The 22831-nt window shown below is 61.9% G+C and carries 21 protein-coding genes; 14 read left to right on the top strand and 7 right to left on the bottom strand.

The window, feature by feature from the left end:
- Positions 1-114 precede the first annotated feature (114 nt).
- From FGE05_RS01245 to FGE05_RS01265, 5 genes are all read left to right on the top strand, one after another.
- Positions 115-1545, top strand: coding sequence for a coniferyl aldehyde dehydrogenase (locus FGE05_RS01245; protein WP_139640914.1), 1431 nt, complete (start codon positions 115-117; stop codon positions 1543-1545).
- Between the two features lie 27 nt (positions 1546-1572).
- Positions 1573-2118, top strand: coding sequence for a twin-arginine translocation pathway signal protein (locus tag FGE05_RS01250; protein ID WP_139640916.1), 546 nt, complete (start codon positions 1573-1575; stop codon positions 2116-2118).
- A 147-nt stretch (positions 2119-2265) separates the two neighbouring features.
- The gene (locus FGE05_RS01255) at positions 2266-3861 is read left to right on the top strand and encodes a GMC family oxidoreductase (RefSeq protein ID WP_139640919.1); all 1596 of its coding nucleotides are present in this window, start codon (positions 2266-2268) and stop codon (positions 3859-3861) included.
- Positions 3862-3976: 115 nt separating this feature from the next.
- Positions 3977-4456 carry a pantetheine-phosphate adenylyltransferase gene (gene coaD, locus FGE05_RS01260; protein WP_040071510.1) on the top strand — a complete coding sequence of 160 codons (480 nt, stop codon included), beginning with the start codon at positions 3977-3979 and terminating at the stop codon, positions 4454-4456.
- Between the two features lie 136 nt (positions 4457-4592).
- Entirely contained in the window at positions 4593-4844 is a 252-nt protein-coding gene (locus FGE05_RS01265; protein WP_003206534.1) for a YfhL family 4Fe-4S dicluster ferredoxin, read from the top strand.
- 146 nt (positions 4845-4990) lie between these two features.
- On the opposite strand, the gene FGE05_RS01270 is transcribed toward FGE05_RS01265, so the two are convergent.
- From FGE05_RS01270 to FGE05_RS01280, 3 genes are read right to left on the bottom strand one after another with little or no spacing between them, the layout of a single operon-like run.
- A complete protein-coding gene (locus FGE05_RS01270) occupies positions 4991-5311 on the bottom strand; it encodes a hypothetical protein (RefSeq protein ID WP_047702469.1) in 321 nt (106 codons plus the stop codon).
- A 55-nt stretch (positions 5312-5366) separates the two neighbouring features.
- Positions 5367-6179 (bottom strand): bifunctional DNA-formamidopyrimidine glycosylase/DNA-(apurinic or apyrimidinic site) lyase, encoded by an 813-nt coding sequence (gene mutM, locus FGE05_RS01275; protein ID WP_139640921.1) that lies wholly within the window; start codon positions 6177-6179, stop codon positions 5367-5369.
- Between the two features lie 29 nt (positions 6180-6208).
- Positions 6209-7024 (bottom strand): HDOD domain-containing protein, encoded by an 816-nt coding sequence (locus FGE05_RS01280; RefSeq protein ID WP_175362818.1) that lies wholly within the window; start codon positions 7022-7024, stop codon positions 6209-6211.
- A gap of 282 nt (positions 7025-7306) precedes the next feature.
- On the opposite strand from FGE05_RS01280, the gene FGE05_RS01285 reads away from it, so the two are divergent.
- From FGE05_RS01285 to ilvD, 5 genes are all read left to right on the top strand, one after another.
- A complete protein-coding gene (locus FGE05_RS01285; protein ID WP_139640925.1) occupies positions 7307-8503 on the top strand; it encodes a class I SAM-dependent rRNA methyltransferase in 1197 nt (398 codons plus the stop codon).
- A 440-nt stretch (positions 8504-8943) separates the two neighbouring features.
- Positions 8944-10026 carry a SagB family peptide dehydrogenase gene (locus FGE05_RS01290; protein ID WP_139640927.1) on the top strand — a complete coding sequence of 361 codons (1083 nt, stop codon included), beginning with the start codon at positions 8944-8946 and terminating at the stop codon, positions 10024-10026.
- The gene (locus FGE05_RS01295) at positions 10023-10976 is read left to right on the top strand and encodes a diiron oxygenase (RefSeq protein ID WP_139640930.1); all 954 of its coding nucleotides are present in this window, start codon (positions 10023-10025) and stop codon (positions 10974-10976) included. The genes FGE05_RS01290 and FGE05_RS01295 overlap by 4 nt, the downstream gene beginning before the upstream one ends.
- Entirely contained in the window at positions 10969-12174 is a 1206-nt protein-coding gene (locus tag FGE05_RS01300) for an MFS transporter (protein ID WP_139640932.1), read from the top strand. The genes FGE05_RS01295 and FGE05_RS01300 overlap by 8 nt, the downstream gene beginning before the upstream one ends.
- A gap of 258 nt (positions 12175-12432) precedes the next feature.
- Complete coding sequence (gene ilvD, locus FGE05_RS01305) at positions 12433-14274, top strand: dihydroxy-acid dehydratase (RefSeq protein WP_139640934.1); 1842 nt, start codon at positions 12433-12435, stop codon at positions 14272-14274.
- Between the two features lie 174 nt (positions 14275-14448).
- On the opposite strand, the gene FGE05_RS01310 is transcribed toward ilvD, so the two are convergent.
- Complete coding sequence (locus tag FGE05_RS01310; RefSeq protein WP_139640936.1) at positions 14449-15504, bottom strand: haloacid dehalogenase-like hydrolase; 1056 nt, start codon at positions 15502-15504, stop codon at positions 14449-14451.
- 242 nt (positions 15505-15746) lie between these two features.
- Between FGE05_RS01310 and FGE05_RS01315 the strand changes: the two genes are divergently transcribed.
- Entirely contained in the window at positions 15747-17138 is a 1392-nt protein-coding gene (locus FGE05_RS01315; RefSeq protein ID WP_139640938.1) for an L-cystine transporter, read from the top strand.
- Between the two features lie 139 nt (positions 17139-17277).
- Here FGE05_RS01315 and FGE05_RS01320 read toward each other — a convergent pair whose 3' ends face one another.
- Positions 17278-17790, bottom strand: coding sequence for a dihydrofolate reductase (locus FGE05_RS01320; RefSeq protein WP_139640940.1), 513 nt, complete (start codon positions 17788-17790; stop codon positions 17278-17280).
- A gap of 96 nt (positions 17791-17886) precedes the next feature.
- On the opposite strand from FGE05_RS01320, the gene FGE05_RS01325 reads away from it, so the two are divergent.
- Both FGE05_RS01325 and FGE05_RS01330 read left to right on the top strand, forming a co-directional pair.
- On the top strand, positions 17887-19254 hold the full coding sequence (locus FGE05_RS01325; RefSeq protein WP_373682425.1) for a DUF2868 domain-containing protein: 1368 nt from the start codon (positions 17887-17889) through the stop codon (positions 19252-19254).
- Positions 19247-20620, top strand: a complete 1374-nt coding sequence (locus FGE05_RS01330) for a GTPase/DUF3482 domain-containing protein (RefSeq protein WP_139640944.1) — start codon at positions 19247-19249, stop codon at positions 20618-20620. The genes FGE05_RS01325 and FGE05_RS01330 overlap by 8 nt, the downstream gene beginning before the upstream one ends.
- A 173-nt stretch (positions 20621-20793) precedes the next feature.
- On the opposite strand, the gene FGE05_RS01335 is transcribed toward FGE05_RS01330, so the two are convergent.
- Entirely contained in the window at positions 20794-21297 is a 504-nt protein-coding gene (locus FGE05_RS01335) for a DUF523 domain-containing protein (protein ID WP_139640946.1), read from the bottom strand.
- Positions 21298-21299: 2 nt separating this feature from the next.
- The gene (locus FGE05_RS01340; protein WP_139640948.1) at positions 21300-21932 is read right to left on the bottom strand and encodes a 2OG-Fe(II) oxygenase; all 633 of its coding nucleotides are present in this window, start codon (positions 21930-21932) and stop codon (positions 21300-21302) included.
- A 140-nt stretch (positions 21933-22072) separates the two neighbouring features.
- Between FGE05_RS01340 and FGE05_RS01345 the strand changes: the two genes are divergently transcribed.
- Positions 22073-22816: a DUF2059 domain-containing protein gene (locus tag FGE05_RS01345; protein ID WP_024780467.1), complete on the top strand. Its 744-nt coding sequence runs from the start codon at positions 22073-22075 to the stop codon at positions 22814-22816.
- Positions 22817-22831 lie beyond the last annotated feature (15 nt).

The raw sequence follows: 22831 nt of genomic DNA on the forward strand, positions 1-22831 counted from the left end.
ATCTTACGACCTATCGCCCGGAGGACAAACCCATAGCCATCAAGGATGTCATTTGACTTTCTAGAGCATAAGCTCTAGAAAACACCCACAATTAATAAGAACTGGTGCCTGACGATGCCTGCCGACATTGCTTATCTGCACGACTCCCAACGGCAATTGGATGAGCTGCAGTCACTCTTCGAGGCACAGCGCCAGGCCTATGCCGTTCATCCGATGCCTTCGGCCGATCAGCGCCGGCAATGGCTCAAGTCCCTCCGGGAGACGCTGAGCAATGAACGACAGGTCCTGATCGACGCCATCAGCAAGGATTTCAGCCACCGCAGCGCCGACGAAACGTTGTTGGCCGAGCTGATGCCGAGCCTGCACGGCATCCATTACGCCAGCCGACACCTCAAGCGCTGGATGAAACCCTCCCGACGCAAGGTAGGCATGGCCTTCCAGCCGGCTTCGGCCAAGGTGATCTATCAGCCGCTGGGCGTGGTCGGGATCATCGTGCCTTGGAATTATCCCTTGTTCCTGGCCATCGGGCCGTTGGTCGGCGCGTTGTCGGCGGGCAATCGGGTGATGCTCAAGCTCAGCGAAGCCACACCTGCCACCGGGCAGTTGCTCAAGCAATTGCTGGCGCGGATCTTCCCCCAGGACCTGGTGTGCGTGGTGCTCGGTGAAGCGGACGTCGGCGTAGCCTTTTCCAGATTGCCGTTCGATCACCTGTTGTTTACCGGCGCTACCAGTATCGGCAGGCACGTCATGCGGGCCGCCGCCGAAAACCTGACCCCCGTCACCCTCGAACTGGGTGGAAAGTCGCCCGCCATCGTGTCCACCGATGTGCCCCTGAGCGATGCCGCCGAGCGCATCGCCTTCGGCAAAATGCTGAATGCCGGGCAAACCTGTGTCGCGCCTGATTACGTGTTGGTGCCGCAAAACCGCGTCGGTGAATTTGTCGATGCCTATCGCGAGGCGGTTCGCAGGCTTTATCCGAGCCTGGCTGACAACCCGGACTACACCGCAATCATCAACGAACGACAACTGGCACGGCTAAACGGTTACATCAGCGACGCGACCGGCAAGGGCGGTTTGCTGATCGAGTTGTTCGACCAGGGCCAGGGACGCCGCATGCCCCACAGCCTGCTACTCAACGTCAACGACGACATGACCGTCATGCAGGACGAGATCTTCGGCCCGCTGCTGCCTATCGTGCCCTACAACGACCTGGACCAGGCGTTTGCCTACATCAATCAACGGCCTCGTCCGTTGGCGCTCTACTATTTCGGCTACAACAAGGCCGAACAGAACCGCGTACTCCACGAAACCCATTCCGGCGGCGTCTGCTTGAACGACACCTTGCTGCACGTTGCCCAAGACGACTTGCCGTTCGGTGGCATCGGTCCGTCGGGGATGGGGCATTATCACGGGCACGAAGGTTTCCTGACCTTCAGCAAAGCCAAGGGCGTGCTGAGCAAACAGCGCTTCAATGCCGCCAGACTGATTTATCCGCCCTATGGCAAACCGCTCCAGAAGTTGATTCAGAAGCTGTTTGTCCGTTAACCGGTGCCTGCGCGGGAAATAACAATAATGAACCCAAGCCTGACCGATACACCCGTGCTGTCACGGCGCGGACTGCTGAAATTCAGCCTCGGCGCCAGCGCATTCCTGAGCACCGTTGGGCTGGGGGCCAGCCTGAGCGGCTGTTCGCCAAGCCAAGCGGCCAAGGGCCTTGCCGTCCTGCGAGACAGCGACCTGCCGTTTTTACGCGCGCTCATTCCCGTGATGCTGGAGGGCGCCGTGACCGTTGAACAGCGCACCGCCGCTGCTGACGCCACCCTCGTAAGCCTGGATACCGGCCTGGCGCACCTTTCCCCACCCATGCTCAAGCTCACTCGCCAACTGTTCGACGTCCTTACCCTGGGTATTACCCGCGGGCCGCTGACCGGCGTCTGGGGCTCGTGGGAAAACGCCAGCGCCGATGACATCCGCCAGTTTCTCGATCGCTGGGAAAACAGCTCGCTGAACCTCTTGCGCCAGGGCCACAGCTCATTGCTGCAAATGGTGATGATGGCGTGGTACAGCCGGGCCGAAGCTTGGACACATTGCGGGTATCCAGGGCCGCCCAACATTTGAAGCCCAGCCGAAATCCCTGTGGGAGCGAGCCTGCTGGCGAAGGCGGAGTGTCAGCCAACCTCAATGTTGCTGGTCCACCGCTTTCGCGAGCAGGCTCGCTCCCACAGGAGGTCCATTGCACATCCATAACAACAAGAGAGCCTGAACATGCCCGTACCCGATCCCTTCCGCGAGGGTCTTGCCCGCGGCTGGACCACCTACAACGCTGCGCGATTGACCCAGGACCTGACCCTGGAGGCTGATGTGGCAATCATCGGCAGCGGCGCGGGTGGCGGTACCACGGCAGAGATCCTCAGCACTGCCGGCTACAACGTGTTGCTGATCGAGGAAGGCCCTCTCAAGACCAGCAGCGACTTCAAGCTGCTCGAGGACCAGGCCTACACCAGCCTGTATCAGGAAGGCCTGGGGCGCATGAGCAAGGATGGCGCCATCACCATCCTCCAGGGCCGGGCCGTGGGTGGCACGACCTTGATCAACTGGACCTCGAGCTTCCGCACACCGGACCAGACCCTGGGTCACTGGGCGGCCGAGCACAACGTCAAAGGGCACAGTCCTGCCGAAATGGCGCCCTGGTTCGAACGAATGGAACAACGCCTGGGTGTGGCACCGTGGCTGATTCCACCGAATGCCAACAACGATGTCATCCGCAAAGGCTGTGAACGATTGGGCTATAGCTGGCACGTCATCCCACGCAACGTGCGCGGCTGCTGGAACCTGGGCTATTGCGGCATGGGCTGCCCTACCAACGCCAAGCAGTCGATGCTGGTCACCACCATCCCGACCTTGCTCGACAAGGGCGGCGCGCTGCTTTACCTGGCGCGGGCCGAGCGCCTGACCCTCAAGAACGATGCGGTCATCGACCTGCAATGCCTGGCCATGGACGAGCGCTGTGTGGCCCCCACCGGACGGCGCATTACCGTCAAGGCGCGCCACTACGTACTGGCCGGCGGCGGCATCAACAGCCCGGCATTGTTACTGCGCTCCGATGCACCAGATCCGCACGAACGCCTGGGCAAACGGACCTTTCTGCATCTGGTGAACATGTCGGCCGCGCAGTTCGAAGAGGTCATCAACCCGTTCTACGGCGCGCCACAGTCGATCTATTCGGATCACTTCCAATGGCAGGACGGCGCTACCGGCAAAATGTCCTACAAGCTCGAAGTACCACCCTTGCACCCAGCCCTCGCCGCCACGCTGCTGGGCGGCTTCGGCACACAGAACGCCGCTCACATGGCGCAACTGCCCCATACCCATGCCATGCTGGCGTTGCTGCGCGACGGCTTTCACCCGGACAGCCCTGGCGGCAGTGTCGAGTTACGCAGCGATGGCACCCCGGCGCTCGACTACCCTGTTTCACCCTACGCCTGGGACGGCTTGCGCCGCGCATTCCACAGCATGGCCGAGATCCAGTTCGCCGGCGGTGCCAAGGCAGTCATGCCGCTGCACAGCGATGCCCGCTACGTGAAAACCCTGGCCGAAGCCCGAACCCTGATCGACGGGCTGGACCTGGCCTTGTATCGCACACGCCTGGGCAGCGCCCATGTGATGGGCGGTTGCGCGATGGGCGAGACGCCGCAAACCGCCGTCGTCGACAGCCTCGGCCGCCATCATCAACTCAGCAACCTTTCGATCCACGACGGCTCGCTGTTCCCCACCAGCATCGGTGCCAACCCGCAATTGTCGGTGTATGGGCTGACGGCGAAACTGGCGACATTTCTGGCCGAACGTCTGAGAAACTCATGAATATCCAGATCATTCGCAGCGTCTATAGTGCTTTCTTATCCCACAGCCGACTTGGCCGACCGAGAAGGCTGCGATACCATCCGACTCCCCAACGGACTCCCGCCAGGACGACGCGATGAACCGAGTGTTGTACCCAGGTACCTTCGACCCTATTACCAAGGGCCATGGCGATCTGGTCGAACGCGCCGCGCGCCTGTTCGATCATGTGATCATCGCCGTTGCCGCCAGCCCGAAGAAAAACCCGCTGTTCCCGTTGGAACAACGCGTGGAGCTGGCCCGTGAAGTCACCAAGCATCTGCCCAACGTAGAAGTGGTCGGCTTCTCCACGCTGCTGGCGCACTTTGCCAAGGAACAGAACGCCAATGTGTTCCTGCGCGGTCTGCGAGCGGTTTCGGACTTCGAATACGAGTTCCAGCTGGCCAACATGAACCGCCAGTTGGCCCCGGACGTCGAAAGTCTTTTCCTGACGCCGTCGGAGCGCTACTCGTTCATCTCATCGACCCTGGTGCGTGAGATTGCGGCCCTGGGCGGCGACATCACCAAGTTCGTCCACCCGGCCGTGGCCGATGCGCTGACCCTGCGCTTCAAGAAATAATCCCGCTTGCTGCGAGCCACTTCGCGGCAGAGCGAGCGCAGTCCATCGCACCCGCGTGCACTGCGCTCGCCAATGCGGCACAATTGCGCATATTCGTTTTCAGATGCCCGGGCCCAACGCCTCGGCAGGAGCCTGCATGTCCCTGATCATCACCGACGACTGCATCAATTGCGACGTCTGCGAACCCGAATGCCCGAATGAAGCCATTTCACAAGGCGAAGAGATCTACGTCATCGACCCGAACCTGTGCACCCAGTGCGTCGGCCATTACGACGAGCCCCAGTGCCAGCAGGTCTGCCCGGTGGATTGCATTCCGCTGGACGAAGCCCATCCGGAAACCGAAGAACAGTTGATGGCGAAATATCGCAAGATCACTGGCAAGGCTTGAGCCAGAAGGTTTTGTAGCGCCAGCACCGACCTCATCGCGAGCAGGCGCGCTCCCATAGGGGATCTGCCGTGTTCATACCATGTGTGCCTGGTCCAAATCCCTTGTGGGAGCGAGCCTGCTCGCGATGAGGCCATCAGCACCACAACTCATTCCTGCTGCTCAAACCCCTCCCCAACACACCCCAGGCACCGCACAAAGGTGGCCTTCGCCGGGTCCACCACCAGCGCCTTCCCGGCATCACCGACCCCACCGCCCAGCGCGGTAAAGGGCAACGACACCACGAATGCCCCCGCACCGATCACGGTGGCGGCGAGCAGCAGCGGCCGGGCGATCAACAAGTCGCCGATCATGGCGAAGGCGGGCGGATTCTGGATGGTGTAGCGCGGATCGCCACTGCCGCTGTTCGCCAGGACGGGCAACCCCAGGGTCAGCAGCAGCGTTAGAACAACAGGTCGAAGCAGTCTCATGGGATCGATCCTTCGGCTGATCAGTATGACTACTGACTATAGACCGTAGGACGAATCAGCTTTGGCAACGTGGACACCAGACACTCGCACGCTGTCCCAGGCGAATTTCCCGCAAGCCCGTGCCGCAGACCTTACACAACTCCCCACCCCGGCCGTACACGAACAGTTCCTGCTGGAAATACCCGGGCTGGCCATCGCCACCAATGAAATCCCGCAGCGTGGTACCGCCGCGCTCGATGGCATGGGTAAGGATGCGTTTGATCTCGACGGCCAGTTTCAGGTACCGGGCCCGGGAAATGCCACCGGCCGGCCGACGCGGGTCGATGCCGGCGGCAAACAGCGCCTCGGTCGCATAGATATTGCCCACGCCCACCACCACCGCATTGTCCATGATGAACGGTTTGACCGCCATGGAGCGCCCACGGGAGAGCTGGAACAGGCGCTCACCGTCAAACAGATCGGTCAATGGCTCCGGTCCGAGGCGAACCAGCAATTCATGGTTGAGCGGGTCGAGGCTCCAGAGCATCGCGCCAAAGCGTCGCGGGTCGGTGTAGCGCAAGGCCAGGCCAGACTCCAGCTCGATGTCCACATGCTCGTGCCTGGCGGCAGGCATGCCCACCTCCACCAGCCGCAGGTTGCCGGACATGCCCAAGTGGCTGATCAAGGTGCCGACCTCGGCATTGATCAGCAGGTACTTGGCTCGCCGTTCCACCTGCACGATGCGCTGGCCCGAAAGCCGCACATCGAGGTCTTCCGGAATCGGCCAGCGCAGACGACGGTCGCGCACGATTACACGGCTGACCCGCTGCCCCTCAAGGTGTGGCGCGATTCCGCGGCGGGTGGTTTCGACTTCCGGCAGTTCTGGCATGAGGCTCTCGAGTCAGGCGAACCGGGCACTCAACGAGAGGCCAGGTCGCGGATTTCCTGTTTCTGGGTCTGGAAGTCGTATTCCGACAAACCGATGTAATCGAGCACCAGGGCACCGACGCAATCCCACTCATGGTCTTCGGCCTGATTGCCCAGCACCCGGTGAGACGCACAGATGTTCTCGGACATTTTCAGGATCGCCAACAGGTTCTTCAGCGGACTGTTGTTGCGTGAAGACTCGTCGCTGAAAACCGCCAGGGCGTTGTGGTGATTGGCGATGGCCTGGCTGACGTGATCCGGCAGGCGCCAGGATTTGGAGGTGTAGTAACCGACGACGGCGTGGTTGGTATTGAACACGCGGTTTTCCGTGTCCACCACCCGGCATTCGGCGCTCGCGTTGGCATAGGCCTCCTCGAGCACGCCCATGTAGTTGGGGAACTGCTTGAGCATCAGCGGCACGCCGCAATCGTGGAACAGCCCCAAGGCATAGGCTTCGTCGCCATTCTCCAGGCCGACCCGCTTGGCCAGGGTCAGACAAGTCATGGCCACGTCCTGGGCCGTATCCCAGAAGCGGTTCAAGGTGACGATGGCATCGTCGTGCAACTCACCCTTGATCGACTGCGCGTTGATCAGGTTGATGATCGAACGGCTGCCCAGCAGGTTCACCGCGCGCTGGATCGAGGTGATCTTGTTGCGCAGGCCGTAATACGGCGAGTTGACGATTTTCAGCAAGGCCCCCGAAAGCCCCGGGTCCTGGGAGATCAACTTGGCGATGGTCTCAAGGTCCGGATCGGGCATGTACTGCTCCATCTGCAGATCCACCATGATCTGCGGCTGGGGCGGCACACTGATGCCTTGCAGGGACTGTTGGATCTGTTCGGTGGAGAGCTCTTTGGACATGGGCACACACTCTGGGGCAGACAGGGATTCTAACCCTGAAAAACGGGTCCGACACACCGCCTGGGTAGATCGGCGAAACTTTCATGGAGACTCAGGCCTGAATCGGCAGCGACTCCATCGAGCTTGAACTGTTTTTTTGTGCCGACGATCCGGTGCCACATATCGACCTCCAGGCCCGCCGACCACCTCAACACGGTATACTCCCGCTCTTTTTTTCGGAGCGACGTCATGTCCCTGCCCAGCCTGCGCCTCAAAGCCAACGCCGACCGTCGCCTGCGCGCCGGCCACCTGTGGGTCTACAGTAACGAAATCGATGTGGGCGCCACGCCGCTGCATGGTTTCAAGGCCGGCGACCAGGCGATCCTCGAAGCCGCTGGTGGCAAGCCGCTGGGCATCGTCGCGATGAGCCCCAACAACCTGATCTGCGCCCGCCTGCTGTCCCGTGACGCGAAGCTGCCGCTGGACAAATCCCTGTTGGTCCATCGTCTCAACGTCGCGTTGTCCCTGCGTGAGCGGCTGTTCGACAAGCCGTTCTATCGCCTGGTCTATGGCGACTCCGACCTGTTGCCGGGCCTGGTGGTCGACCGCTTCGGCGACATCCTGGTGGTGCAGATCGCTTCCGCCACCATGGAAGCCCACAAGGATGACGTGATCGCAGCCCTGACCCAGGTGCTCAAGCCCAGCGGCATTCTGTTCAAGAACGATTCTGCGGCCCGCGACGCCGAAGGCCTGGAACGCTACGTCGACACCGTGTTCGGCCTGGTGCCGGAATGGGTTGCCCTGGAAGAGAACGGCGTGAAATTCGAAGCGCCAGTCATGGAAGGCCAGAAGACCGGCTGGTTCTACGATCACCGCATGAACCGCGCACGCCTGGCCCCCTACGCCAAGGGCAAGCGCGTACTGGACCTGTTCAGCTACATCGGCGGCTGGGGCGTACAAGCCGCGGCATTCGGCGCCAGCGAAGTCTTCTGCGTCGACGCCTCGGCCTTCGCCCTCGATGGTGTCGAACGCAACGCAGCGCTGAACGGTTTTGCCGAAAAACTGACCTGCATCGAAGGCGACGTGTTCGAAGCCCTGAAGGAACTCAAGGCCAGCGAAGAGCGTTTCGACGTGATCGTGGCCGACCCACCGGCCTTCATCAAGCGCAAGAAAGACCTCAAGAATGGTGAAGGCGCTTATCGTCGTCTCAATGAACAAGCCATGCGCCTGCTCACCAAGGACGGCATCCTGGTCAGCGCTTCGTGCTCGATGCACTTGCCTGAAGACGACCTGCAGAACATCCTGCTGACCAGTGCCCGTCACCTGGACCGCAATATTCAATTGCTTGAACGCGGCGGCCAGGGCCCGGACCATCCGGTTCACCCGGCCATCCCCGAAACCCGCTACATCAAGAGCATCACCTGCCGGCTGTTGCCTAACAGCTAAAGGATGGCCCCCGCCCCTCTGCGTCCTGCGCATCGGTAGCCAGCCAACACCCCAATCGCAGCTTCGGCTGCGATTGTTTTTTGTGTACGAAAAGTTACCGCTCATTGAAGTTAATAGCATCGCCTGCATTATTTGTAAGAAGACTCTCACATTATTACTGGAGCCTTCCTACTCAATCTCCTCTTGCCAAGCACTCATTAAAAACTATGATTGAACTGTCACTGCGCAAGTGACAACTATTAAAAACACAACACTTATTCAACGCAAAGGAGCTGCATCATGAAAGCAATCAATCTGGAAGCTGACAAAATCGCAAACCTGGCAGGCCTGATTGTTCCAAAGTGCCGCTAAGCCAGTAAACGCTTGAAGTAAACGATGGGCTGAGGAGTGCCGGCACCTCAGCCTCATCTGGACGTTTTGCCCCAGCGGAAACCATTTGCATGCATATAAATCCGTGCCTTTTCATTCTTGCGCGCCCGCCGCACCAAATTGTATGGAACTACGAGCGCCATACCCAGTTCGAACTCGACCAGCATTATTCGACACGACTGGCGCAACTTATCGCCAACCCGCTGCAATTCGACATCAACAACTCTATCGACGCCAACTTCCTGAAGGCGGACATACTTATCGAAACACCAAGAAGACCCATTGAGTGGCGCTGGGATGAGTTGTCCAGGATATTCCACATCGGTACAAAGAATATTCCTTGTGCACAGGTTCCCAGGAATGTGAATGAATGGGCGACCGAGTACCTGCAACATTGCAATGAAGTGCTGTCGTCACCGGCACCTCCCGCCCGGACAAGAACGTATTCCGCCGAACGGATCGTCCTGGCTCCCTGTGCGTTGATCGACATGCCGGACGTTTCACTGTCCCAGACCCTGGTCGGTCGAAGCACTTCCCGCTCATTCGACGAACGAGCCATCTCGATCGAACAGGTCGGCACGCTCCTGTACCTGAGCCTGGGCTACCTGAGCGAACGCCGGGGCGGCCAGGAGGCCACCTGTCCCGTTGCGCTGGGGGCAAGACGCAGCAGCCCTTCGGGGGGCGGCCTGAATGCCTGCGAAGGTTACCTGTATGTGCGCAACGTGACGGGCCTGGCACCCGGCATCTACGCCTATCATCCGGACGCACATGCCCTGAGCCCGATCCGCCCCCTGCCCGATGACCCCCTGGGGAATCTGTTGTGCGGTCAGCACTTCATCAATCCCCTGCCGTTCGGGCTGCTCCTCACGTCACGCTTCGACAAGCTCTGGTGGAAATACCCGCACTCTCGCGCCTACCGGATGGCTTTCGTCGAAACCGGTCATGTGTCCCAGACCTTCCTGATGGTTGCGACTGCGTTGGGCCTCGATACCTGGCTGACCGGCGCATTGGCCGACCGTGAAGTCGAACACCTGCTCGACCTTGAAGGCACTTGCGAGCAACCGTTGTTTTTTGTCGGCTGCGGCCATGGCGACGGGCAGGTGCACTGCAAGGAATTGATGGCGTTGATCGACCGGCAGGAGATCGTGTCATGACCGGCTCAGTCTCCAGCCGGGCGCCTCATTACACATTGGGCGATTGGAATCACAAGGCCGCCGTGCGCACGGGTAAAGGCGACTATCGTCTGCCGGAGAACCTGGAACAGCAGCTCCGTAGTCGAGACTGGTTTCCGTCAGCCTTCATTCCTTATACCGAACATCCGTTGATCCAGGAGGCGGGCCGCTCCATTGCCCAGCGTCTTGCGGCCAACCACCTGGTGCATTTTCTCGACTACACCACACTGCTTGAACACCGGGTCGTCAATCGCGCCGTGGAAACCATCGTCCATGGCGAGTTGGCCTTGCCGATTCCCCAGCCGATGAAAACCGCCGCCCTGCAGCTCTATACCGATGAGGGCTACCACGCACTTTTTTCCAATGACGTGGCCGAACAGGTCGCAGCCCTCTACGGCATCAGCGACCGACCATCCCCCAGGCGTATCCAGCGCCTGCTGGGCCTGATCGATGCCGTCACCCCCGGGGATCGGCCTCTGGCGTGGTTTCTGCTGGGGTTCGTCTCCGAGACGATCATCGCCAAGGAATTACTGGCCATTACCCGCGACACTCTGGTCTGCACCGTATACCGGATGCTCAGGAGCCATCTCGAGGACGAGGCACGCCACAGCCGCTACTTCAGCGAAGTGTTCCAGTACCTGTGGTCCGCCCTGGATCCCACGCAACGCGACCTGGCCGCGAGCATGCTGCTGCAGATCATCGGCCTCTATTTCGAACCGGACCTGCCCTGGCTGAAGCGCAGCCTCGCCAGTGTCGGTTTCAACGAGCGGTCGGCCCTCCAGATCGTTGCCGATGTCCTGCTGCCGGACGCCCATGGCCGACGAGTACGCTCGGGAGCGGTGTCGACCTTCGCGGCCATGCGCAAGGCAGGGTTCTTCGACAACGAACACCACCGGCGGCTTTTCGCCCAGGCAGGGTTTATCGATGGTTGAGCGCAAAGAACTTCCAGCCCCCCGTAAACCCGCCGCCGTCGGCTTATTGCTGACGATGACCTTGCTCGGCGTGTTCCCGATCGACGTTGTGTTGCCCTCGTTCCCGGCTTTGTCCGAACATTTCGGGCGTCCCTCGTCCGACATCGCCCTGTCGGTCAGCCTGTTCGCGATAGGTATCGCCCTTTCGCAACTGCTGGTCGGCCCGCTCTCCGACACCATGGGGCGAAAGAGCCTGCTGTTGATCGGGATCACCGTTTCAGCCATCGGCGCCACGGGCTGCGTACTCACCGACGACTACGGGGCCTTCCTGTTCTTCCGTGTCGTGCAGGCGCTGGGATGCGGTTGTTTCGTACTGTCCCAGGCACTGATCCAGGACCTGTTCAGCGGCCTGGAGCAGCAACGGCTGCGGATCTTCCTGGTCACTTGCGGCGGTATTTTCATCTCCGTTTCTCCCCTGGCCGGTACCGGGTTGCAGCACTGGATGGGGTGGCGCGGCAGCTTCGTGGTGTTTGTTGCCCTGGCAGCAGGTGTATTCGTGGGCGCCTGGCGTTTACTGAGCCGTACCGCGGTGAGTAGCCATGCCAGGCCCCTGGATTTCATCGGTGCCTATCGAACGGTATGCGGCGATTTCCGCTTCATGGCTTACTGGCTGACCTCGGCGTTGGCTTTTTCCTGTCACTTTTCATTCATCGTCATTTCGCCGCTGGTGTTCATCGACCAGCTACAGCTCTCGCCCGAGACATTTTCCCTGGCGCTGCTGGGCTACGGACTGGCCTACATCGGCGGCGGCGCGCTGGCGACGGTGCTGAGCAACCGGATCGACCCACAGACGCAGATCATCACCGGCCTGAGCCTGATCCTGCTGGCGGGCGTCTTGATGTTCGGGCTTTCCAGCCAACTCGGGTTGTCGGTCACCACCGTATTGCTGCCCATGATCGTCTGTACCGCCGGAACCACCATTGCCCGTGCGGCGGCCCACACCCGGGCCATGAACCTGTTTCCTGAGCAAGCCGGTACGTCCGCTTCGGCCGGCAGCGTGCTCATCTTCATCGTCGGCGGGCTGACCAGTGCCGCGATCAGCCTCACTCCGCTTGCCCTGCAAACCACCCTGGCGTTATGCCTGGTGCTGCTCAGCCTCCTGGGATTGGCTCTCAATGGCCTGATCCGGCATCGTCACCGGGGGTTGTTGACCGGTTGAGCGCCGCCAGTCGTCATTCCGAGCGCGACATTGGCGTCCGATCAGCGCTTTGCGTCATTTCATCCTGGCGCCAGCGGTGTAGAATCGCGACATTCATCGCCATTCATCCCCCGGCGGGTTTATGAGCTCATGCTGAGGCGCGCAGCGATCCTGCACAGTCATCGGCCACTTCCGGACACACGGCCAACCCCGAGTGCTCCAGACGTCAATAGAAGCTCACTTTCCCCTTGATATCTGATTAGCCGCCCGGAGTGTTCCATGCCTGATTACCGCTCGAAAACATCCACCCACGGCCGCAACATGGCCGGCGCCCGCGCATTGTGGCGCGCCACGGGGATGAAGGATGACGACTTCAAGAAGCCGATCATCGCCGTTGCCAACTCCTTCACCCAGTTCGTACCCGGTCACGTCCACCTCAAGGACCTGGGCCAACTGGTTGCCCGCGAGATCGAACGCGCAGGCGGTGTTGCCAAGGAATTCAACACCATTGCCGTGGATGACGGCATCGCCATGGGCCACGACGGCATGCTTTATTCGCTGCCGAGCCGGGAGATCATCGCCGACTCCGTCGAATACATGGTCAACGCCCACTGCGCCGACGCTATCGTGTGCATCTCCAACTGCGACAAGATCACCCCCGGCATGCTCATGGCGGCCCTGCGCCTCAACATCCCGGTGATCTTCGTATCCGGCGGCCCGATGGAAGCCGGCAAGACCAAGCTCGCCAGCCACGGCCTGGACCTGGTGGATGCTATGGTCATCGCTGCCGACTCCAGCGCCTCTGACGAGAAGGTCGCCGAATACGAGCGCAGTGCTTGCCCGACCTGCGGCTCGTGCTCCGGCATGTTTACCGCCAACTCGATGAACTGCCTGACCGAAGCCCTGGGCCTGGCCCTGCCGGGCAACGGTTCGACCCTGGCCACCCACAGCGATCGCGAACAACTGTTCCTGCAGGCCGGGCGGACCATCGTCGAGCTGTGCAAGCGCTACTACGGCGAGAACGACGAGTCGGTGTTGCCGCGCAACATCGCCAACTTCAAGGCGTTCGAAAATGCCATGACCCTGGACATCGCCATGGGCGGTTCCACCAATACCATCCTGCACCTGCTGGCCGCCGCCCAGGAGGCCGAGATCGATTTCGACCTGCGCGACATCGACCGCCTGTCCCGGAACGTGCCACAACTGTGCAAGGTTGCGCCGAATATCCAGAAGTACCACATGGAAGATGTGCACCGTGCCGGCGGGATCATCAGCATCCTCGGTTCCCTGGCCCGTGGCGGCCTGCTGCACACCGACCTGCCGACCGTGCACAGCAGGACCATGGCCGATGCCATCGCCAAGTGGGACATCACCCAGACCACCGACGAAGCCGTGCATCACTTCTTCAAAGCCGGCCCGGCGGGCATTCCGACGCAAACCGCGTTCAGCCAGTCGACTCGCTGGGAAACCCTGGACGACGACCGTGAAAATGGCTGCATCCGCAGCGTCGAACACGCCTATTCCAAGGAGGGCGGCCTGGCCGTGCTCTACGGCAACATCGCCCTGGACGGCTGCGTGGTGAAAACCGCGGGTGTCGACGAGTCGATCCACGTGTTCGAAGGCAACGCCAAGATCTTCGAAAGCCAGGACAGCGCCGTGCGCGGGATCCTTGCCGATGAAGTGAAGGCCGGCGATATCGTGATCATCCGTTACGAAGGTCCGAAAGGTGGTCCGGGCATGCAGGAAATGCTCTACCCCACCTCCTACCTCAAGTCCAAGGGCCTGGGCAAAGCCTGCGCCCTGCTGACTGACGGTCGTTTCTCCGGCGGCACCTCGGGCCTGTCCATCGGCCACGCTTCGCCTGAAGCGGCCGCTGGCGGCGCCATCGGCCTGGTGCGTGACGGCGACAAAGTGCTGATCGATATTCCGAACCGCTCGATCAACCTGTTGATCAGCGACGAAGAACTGGCCGCGCGCCGCGTCGAACAGGACAAGAAAGGTTGGAAGCCGGTGGAAGTGCGTCCACGTAAAGTGACCACCGCACTCAAGGCCTATGCCCTGCTCGCCACCAGCGCCGACAAGGGCGCGGTGCGCAACAAGGCGATGCTGGACGGGCTGTAAGCGTTTAGCGCCGCAATAAAAAAGCCCCGCAAGTGCGGGGCTTTTTTATTGCCTGTGGCAAATGGTGATCAACTGTGGGAGCGAGCCTGCTCGCGATGGCGTTGGATCAGTTGCATCGATGTGCCTGACACACCGTTATCGCGAGCAGGCTCGCTCCCACAAGGGTTACTGGGCTTACTGAATGTCCTCAGGCTTCACGATCACCCAGTTCTTGTCCGCCGTAACCGTCAGCCCTTCCTTGGCCTGGGCGGCAGCGTGCTTGGCCATCATGCCGTTGATCTGGGTCATGTACTTGTCCTTGCGGTTGACCCACAGGTGGATGCCGCCCTTGGCCACATCCACATCGTGAAACAACATGTAGCCGTCGCTGCTCGGCGTATCGCCACCCACCAGGACCGGTTTCTTCCACTCATCGATGTACGTCAGGATCGCCGCATGCTTGCCGGCCATCCAGGTCGCCGGGGTCCACAGGTAAGGTGTGTATTCCAGGTCCAAGTTGGCCTTCTCGTCATACTTGCCGGCGGTGATCTGCTTGCGAGCGGTGGTCAGCTCGCCGGTCTTGCGATCCTTGAGCAGCGTGGTCACGCCGATGACGTTCTGCGGCTTGAGGTTGTAGCCGTATTTCGGATCGGCGGCGACCATGCGCACCAGCTCTTCCGACGCCGCGGTCATGACATAGACCTCGATGCCGTTTTCCATCAGTTTGTTGTACAGCTCGGCCTGGCCAGTGAAGACTTTCGGTGGGTTGACGTTGTAGTTGACCACCTTGTCGCCGTCGTAATACGTGGTCGGTACAGGCTTGCCGGACGCCATCAGCTCGTCGACGTAGCCCTTGAGTTCCTTGAGAGTGAAGCCGGAGAACACCTGGGCTACCCATGGGTAGCAGACCATGTCGTCCACTTCGCAGAGGCGGTAGTAGTAACTGAACAGGCTTTCCTTGTGATCAGCGGTGTCCTTGAACGGAATCAGCTTCAGGGAAGGATCCAGGCTTTCCCGGGTGATGAGGCCCTTGTTCTCCATGAACGGCAGCAACGACTCTTCCAGGTCATAGCGGTAACTGGTGTTGTCCATGTCGAACACCGCAAAGTTACCCTTGTTGGCGTTGGCCGCGATCATCGCCTCCAGCGCCTTGGCCTGTTCCGCAGGCCAGTGCTTGAGTTCGGTGGCAAGTGCCTGGCCGGCGAGACCAAGGCTCAAGGCAACAGCGAGAAAACGAGGTACGAGCTTCATCGGCATTTCTCCCAGGTTCAAAGAACCCGACGCTAACAAATGCTTGTGACAGTCCTCGCCTGTCCACGACCGCTTGCGTCTCGATAACGTCAGCGACGTGTCTGCAAACGCCACGTCCTTATTCCATAAACGACATTCAACATGCTTTTTTAATATTAATTCATTAGTTTTCAGGCTGTTAGGCTTCCCTGCTCGCAGTCGCAGCTTCAGGCGACTGGCAAGTCTTAACGGAGCTCTTTTTGATGAATCTGCCGCTGTTCCTCAATCTGCTGGTGTTCCTCGCCTTGCTGTTCGGCCTGGCGCAAACCCGTCACCGCAACTGGAGCCTGGCGAAAAAGGTGCTGCTGGCGCTGGTGCTCGGGGTGGGGTTCGGGATAGCCCTGCACACGGTCCATGGCGCTGGCAGCCCGGTGCTCAAAGCCTCCATCGGCTGGTTCGACCTGGTGGGCAACGGTTACGTACAGTTGCTGCAAATGATCGTGATCCCGCTGGTCTTCGCCTCGATTCTCAGCGCCGTGGCCCGGCTGCATAACGCCTCGTCCCTGGGCAAGATCAGCTTCCTGACCATCGGCACCCTGCTGTTCACCACCGCCATCGCGGCCCTGATCGGTATCGGTCTGACCAACCTGTTCGGTCTCACTGCCGAAGGCCTTGTGGCTGGCACCCAGGAATTGGCACGACTGCAAGTGATCCAGAGCGATTACGCCGGCAAGGTCGCCGACTTGAACGTCCCGCAATTGCTGCTCTCGTTCATTCCGCAGAATCCCTTCGCCGACCTGACCCGGGCCAAGCCAACCTCGATCATCAGCGTGGTGATCTTCGCGGCATTCCTGGGTATCGCGGCACTGCAACTGCTCAAGGATGATGTCGAGAAAGGTCAGAAAGTGATCAATGCCATCGACACCCTGCAAAGCTGGGTCACGCGCCTGGTGCGTCTGGTGATGAAGCTGACTCCGTATGGTGTGCTGGCGTTGATGACCAAGGTGGTGGCCGGCTCCAACCTGCAGGACATCATCAAGTTGGGCAGTTTCGTGGTGGTATCCTACCTGGGCCTGGGCCTGATGTTCGTGGTCCATGGCCTGCTGGTGTCCGCCGCCGGGATCAACCCCCTGCGCTTCTTCCGCAAGATCTGGCCGGTGCTGACCTTTGCCTTCACCAGCCGCTCCAGCGCCGCGACCATCCCCCTGAGCATCGAAGCCCAGACCCGTCGCCTTGGCATTCCTCGAGCCATTGCCAGCTTCAGCGCATCATTCGGTGCCACCATCGGCCAGAACGGTTGCGCCGGCCTCTACCCCGCCATGCTCGCTGTGATGGTTGCGCCAACGGTGGGCATCAACCCGTTGGATCCGGTGTGGATCGCAACCCTGGTTGCCATCGTGACCTTGAGCTCGGCCGGTGTGGCCGGCGTCGGTGGTGGCGCGACGTTCGCCGCGTTGATCGTGTTGCCGGCCATGGGCTTGCCGGTTTCGCTGGTGGCGTTGCTGATTTCCGTCGAGCCTCTGATCGACATGGGCCGCACGGCATTGAATGTCAGCGGCTCGATCACCGCAGGGGCGATTACCAGCCAGGTGATGCAGCAGACCGACAAGGCGCTGCTGGATTCCGATGAGCATGGGGAGTTGGTGCACGCTTGATGCCTGATGCCTGATACCTGTGGGAGCAAAGCTTGCTCGCGATGACGGTTATGCGGTTTGACCAATAGACCGCATCGCCTGACTCGCGGGCAAGCCTTGCTCCCACAACCAGCTCGGCACTTTGCTTGGAGCCTGAACTTTAAAGCTTCTCCCACACCTCAAAACTGTACGCCGGCTTATCCCCCTCTGCCGGGTTCGGCAGGTTCGAAACCAGTTCCCACCGGCTCGAATCAAACTCCGGAAACCACGCATCCCCTTCCGGGCTTAACGCCACGCGGGTCAGGTACAGCCGATCCGCCTGCTCCAGGGCCTGGGCATACAACTGGGCACCGCCGATCAACATCAGCTCATCGACGCCTTGCGCCAGCGCCCACGCCTCGGCCCGCTCCACCGCTGCCTCCAGCGAGGGGAAGACTTCCGCGCCTTCGAGCGTCAGGCCCGGCTGACGACTGACCACGATGTTCAAGCGCCCCGGCAGCGGTCGGCCGAGGGAGTCCCAGGTTTTGCGACCCATGATGATCGGCTTGCCCAGGGTGGTGGCCTTGAAATATTTGAAATCCCCCGGCAAGTGCCAGGGCATGCTGTTGTCGATGCCGATCACACGGTTTTCACCGAGGGCTGCGATCAGGCTTAAGGGGAGAGTTTTTTTCATGGTGCCGAGGATAGCAGAGGCTCAACGTACCCCGACAGGCGCTCCAGCGGTTATCCTCAACCCTCATTTGCGACGGAAGCGCCTGTGACTGCTCCCCTGACTGAACTGCAGACCCTCTGGCTGACCGAGACGGTACGCCTGCGTGAAGAACACGCAGGTCCGCTCCAAGACCAGGAAGCCAATCGCCAGGCCCGCGCGGCAGGCGGCGATCTCTCGACCCGCATTCACCATCGTGCCCACCGGTTGGCCGAGCGCGACGGTCTCACCAAAGCCCTGCGCCACTGGCTACAAGGGGCACGCCTGGCGCTGATCGTCTTGGCAGTCTTCGCCCTCATCAGCGGCGCCGGCCTGGGGTTTGCCGCGCTTGGCGACGGTCGAACCCCCGTCAACGTATTCTGGGCCCTTGGCAGCCTGTTGGGGCTGAACCTGATCCTGCTCGTCGGCTGGGCCCTGGGCCTGATCTTCGCCGGGGAACAAGGCGCGGCCCTGGGACGCCTGTGGCTGTGGCTCAGCGAAAAACTCGCCCGCGATGCCAAGGCTGCCCAACTGGCGCCGGCCTTGCTGCTCTTGCTGCAACGACACAAGCTCAATCGCTGGGCCCTCGGCATGCTGGTCAACGGCCTGTGGCTGCTGGCGATGCTCAGTGCGCTGGTCATCGTACTGCTGCTGATGGCGACCCGACGCTATGGTTTTGTCTGGGAAACCACCATTCTCGGTGGCGAAACCTTCGTCACCCTGACCCGCACCCTTGGTGCCTTGCCGGCGCTGTTGGGTTTCAGTGTCCCGACCGTCGAGATGATCCGCGCCAGCGGTGATGGCGCCCTGAACATCGAAAGCGCCCGTCAGGCCTGGGCTGCGTGGCTGGTGGGCGTGGTGCTGGTGTATGGCGTGCTGCCGCGCCTGAGCCTGGCACTGCTGTGCCTGTGGCGTTGGCGCCGCGGCCGCGTCTCCCTGCGCCTGGATTTGAACCTGCCGGGCTACGCACAATTGCGCGAACACTTGATGCCCAGCAGTGAACGGCTGGGGATCAACGACGCCGCGCCCGGACAATTGCATCAGATTGAGCGCTCTGTCGGCACGATGGACAGCGCAGGGGCGCTGCTGGTGGCGATTGAACTGGACGAGCGGCCCTGGCCGCCGAAGCTGCCGGATTCAGTGAAAAACGCCGGCGTCCTCGACAGCCGCGAGTCACGTCACAAACTCCTCGAACAGCTGTCGCGCTTTCCTCCGGCGCGCCTGGCGATTGCCTGCGACCCACGGCGCTCTCCCGACCGCGGCAGCCTGGCGTTGATCGCCGAACTGGCCCGCAGCGCCAGTGCGACCCGTGTCTGGCTGTTGCAGGCGCCCCCCGGCGAGGCCCTGGACGCCGAGCGCCTGGGCGACTGGCACAACGCATTGCAACAGTTGCAGTTGCCCTTCGCCGACTGTGCGCCCTTGAACTGGCTGGAGACCGGCCATGACTGAGCCCATGAAACCGCTGAAGTTGGCCGTGGTCGGCCACACCAACGTCGGCAAGACCTCACTGCTGCGCACCCTGACCCGGGATGTCGGCTTTGGCGAAGTGTCCCATCGCCCGAGCACCACCCGGCACGTCGAGGGGGCGCGCCTGTCGGTGGACGGCGAAGCACTGCTGGAGCTGTACGACACGCCGGGCCTGGAGGACGCCATTGCCTTGCTCGATTACCTTGAGCGCCTGGAACGTCCCGGTGAACGCCTCGACGGCCCGGCGCGTCTGGCCCGTTTCCTGGAGGGCAGCGAGGCGCGACAACGTTTCGAGCAGGAAGCCAAGGTGCTGCGACAACTGCTGGCCAGCGATGCCGGGCTCTATGTGATCGATGCCCGGGAGCCGGTGCTGGCGAAATACCGCGATGAACTGGAAGTCCTCGCCAGCTGCGGAAAACCGCTGCTGCCGGTGCTGAATTTCGTCAGCAGTACCCACCACCGCGAACCCGATTGGCGCGAGGCCCTGGCCCGGCTGGGGCTGCACGCCCTCGTGCGTTTCGACAGCGTGGCCCCGCCCGAAGATGGCGAGCGGCGCCTGTATGAAAGCCTTGCGCTGTTGTTGGAAAACGCTCGCGGCCAGCTGGAACGGTTGATCGCCGACCAGCAAGCCCAACGTCTGGCTCGCCAGCAGAGCGCGGCGCGCTTGATCGCCGAGTTGCTGATCGATTGCGCCGCCTGCCGACGCAGCGTGACCAGCGACACCGAGCTGGAGCGCCAGGCCATCAGCGAGCTGCGTCATGCGGTGCGCCAACGGGAACAGCGCTGCGTCGAGGCCCTGCTCAAGCTCTACGCCTTCCGTCCCCAGGACGCCGCGGCCAGTGACCTACCGCTGCTCGATGGACGCTGGGGCGATGACTTGTTCAACCCGGCCACCCTCAAGCAACTGGGCGTACGGGTCGGCGGCGGAATCGCCGCCGGTGCTGCCGCCGGTGCCGGTGTGGATTTGCTGGTGGGCGGCCTGACCCTCGGCGCCGCCGCCCTGGCCGGCGCCATTGCCGGCGGCGCCCTGCAAACCGCCCGCGGCTATGGCAACCGATTGATGGGCAAGCTGAAGGGGCAGCGGGAACTGACTGTGGACGACAGCGTGCTGCGCCTGCTGGCCCTGCGCCAACGGCAACTGCTGCAAGCGCTGAACCAACGCGGCCATGCGGCGCTGGACAGCATCAGGATCGACACGTCCCAGGACAAGAGCTGGCGCGAAGGCAAACTGCCCGAAGCCTTGAACAAGGCTCGGGCGTATCCGCAGTGGTCATCGCTCAATGCCCATCCAAGGTTGAGCCAGGCCGAGCGGCAGGAGCAGATCGAGCAGTTGGCCGCGCAGTTATAGGCGATCCGGTCCCTGTGGCGAGGGGATTTATCCCCGCTGGGGTGCGAAGCGCCCCCAAAAGGATTGAGGCGGTCTACCTGACGCACCGCGGTGCCAGTTTTTAGGGGCGCTGCGCACCCCAGCGGGGCGGTGCGACGGTTCGCTAAATCCCCTCGCCACAAAAAGCGGTTGTGTCAGGTAGGGATTCTGCCATCGAGCAAGATTTCGAGCGCCGCCGCAGCCTCAGCCAATTCCAACTCGCTGAACACCCGCACCCCGTGACGCTTGAGCAACGCCGCCGTCACGCCTTCACCAGGGACCTTCACGCCGCCGAACGTCCCATCATAAGTCAGCAGATTGCCGCAGGAGGGGCTGTTGGCCTTGAGCACGGCGATCCGGATACCGTGTTCACGCACCAGCTCCAGGGCCTGGTACGCACCCGACAGGAACTGCGCACTCACATCCTCACCCTCGGTGGTCATCACCGCCGCCTGGCCATCGAGCACCTGTGCGCCCTGCCCGCCGGGAATTTCCGCCGCCGCCCGAGGCGTGGGCAAGCCCCCCGCGACTTCCGGGCACAGCGGCACGACACGGCCCTCATCGACCCACGACTGAAGTTGTTCGAACGGCCCGCTCGCACCTGCGTCGTAACGCACGCGGTGTCCGAGCAGGCAACGACTGACCAGGATCTTTTCCATGCTCAGAACAACTCGTTGCCACGACGTCGGAACCAGCCGGTCAAGGACAAGCGATCCCGGGTGGCCGGCAGGACTTCATGGGGGATGTTCCCCGACAGGAATACCACCAGGCAGCCGCCAGTGGGCACCACGTCCTGCTCCCTCCCTTCATCCAGGTACATGCGCAACTGGCCGCCATGCTCCGGCAACCAGGCGTCATTGAGGTAGAGCACCGCGGACACCATACGCCGGTCATCATCGCGAAAGCGATCGACGTGCTTGAGGTAGAACGCGCCGGGCGGGTACAGGGCGAAGTGGCTTTCGAAATCCTCAAGGCCCAGGAAGAGACCACGGTTCAGCGCCTCGCGCAGGCTGTCCATCAGCTTCAGGTAACGATCGCAGGCCTCGGCCTGGCCGGGTTCGATCCACTGGATGCGATCACCCCGTATGCCTTCGCGGATCTCCGAAGACAAGCCGCGCCCGACCGCAGCCGGGGCCAGTTCGCCTTCGGCAGCACGCTGGCGACACTCGGCCGCCAGGGCACGGGTCAGCGCATCCGGCAGGAAGATGTTCTGCTGCGACCAGCCGCGCTCGGCCAGGTCGTCGACGATACGTAACAGCAACGGGTGATCAGAAGGTATTTGCATGGCGCGCATAGTATGCCTGTACCTGCAAAACCGACAGCGCCACGCAGCGGGTTTGCGGCGCCAGGTGGCACCGCAGTACGAACTTGATACGAATTCTCGACAAGTCCCCACACCCCACGGAGAATAGTCGGCTGCTGACAGGAGTCCCTATGCGCCGTTTGCTTTTCTCACTGTTGATGTTCTGCGTTTTGCCCGCCTGGGCAGACAGCTACGACCAGTTGTACAAGGTCGCCGGCTGGCCGGAACAGCGGGCGCATTTCAACGATGCCTTGAGCGCCGCGCAGCAGCGTTACCAGAACAGCCTGCCGCCGGCGGTGTTCCAGGCCCTGGTGAACAACAGCAATCAGCGTTTCGCCCCCCAGGCCATGGACCAGCGGGCCGAGGCGCAAATGCGCAGGAATCTTCGTGATCCGAACCCGGCCCTGACGTTCTTCCAGTCGCCGCTGGGACGCAAGGTCGTGGCCGCCGAGCTACTGGCGACCCGTCGCGACCAATTGGCAAAGAACGCCAAGGGCCTGCCCAAGATGCAGGCCAGCGATAACCGCCTGCTGATCATCGGCCACCTGGCCCAGGCCCTGCCCGCCCGCGAGGCTGGCGCCGAAGTCAGCCTGGCCATCGCTGGCGTGGCGGCCGACAGCCTCAGCTCGATGATCCCCGGCCTGCTGGGCGGTGGCCAGGCCCAGGGCATGCTGAACGGCCAGCGCCAGCGGCTGATGGATCAGATCGGCGCCGACCTGAACAACACCCTGCTGTACGTCTACCGTGACCTGACCGATACCGAGCTGGAGGAGTTTTCCACGTTTGCCGAATCGGCCGAGGGCCAAGCCTATTACCAGGCGGCCCTGGCGGCGATCCGGGCGGGGTTGGCGGTGGGGCAGAACCTCGGGCAGTAGATACTTCAGCGCCTG

It is taken from the genome of Pseudomonas sp. ICMP22404, from assembly GCF_006227205.1.
Classification (GTDB): Bacteria; Pseudomonadota; Gammaproteobacteria; order Pseudomonadales; family Pseudomonadaceae; genus Aquipseudomonas.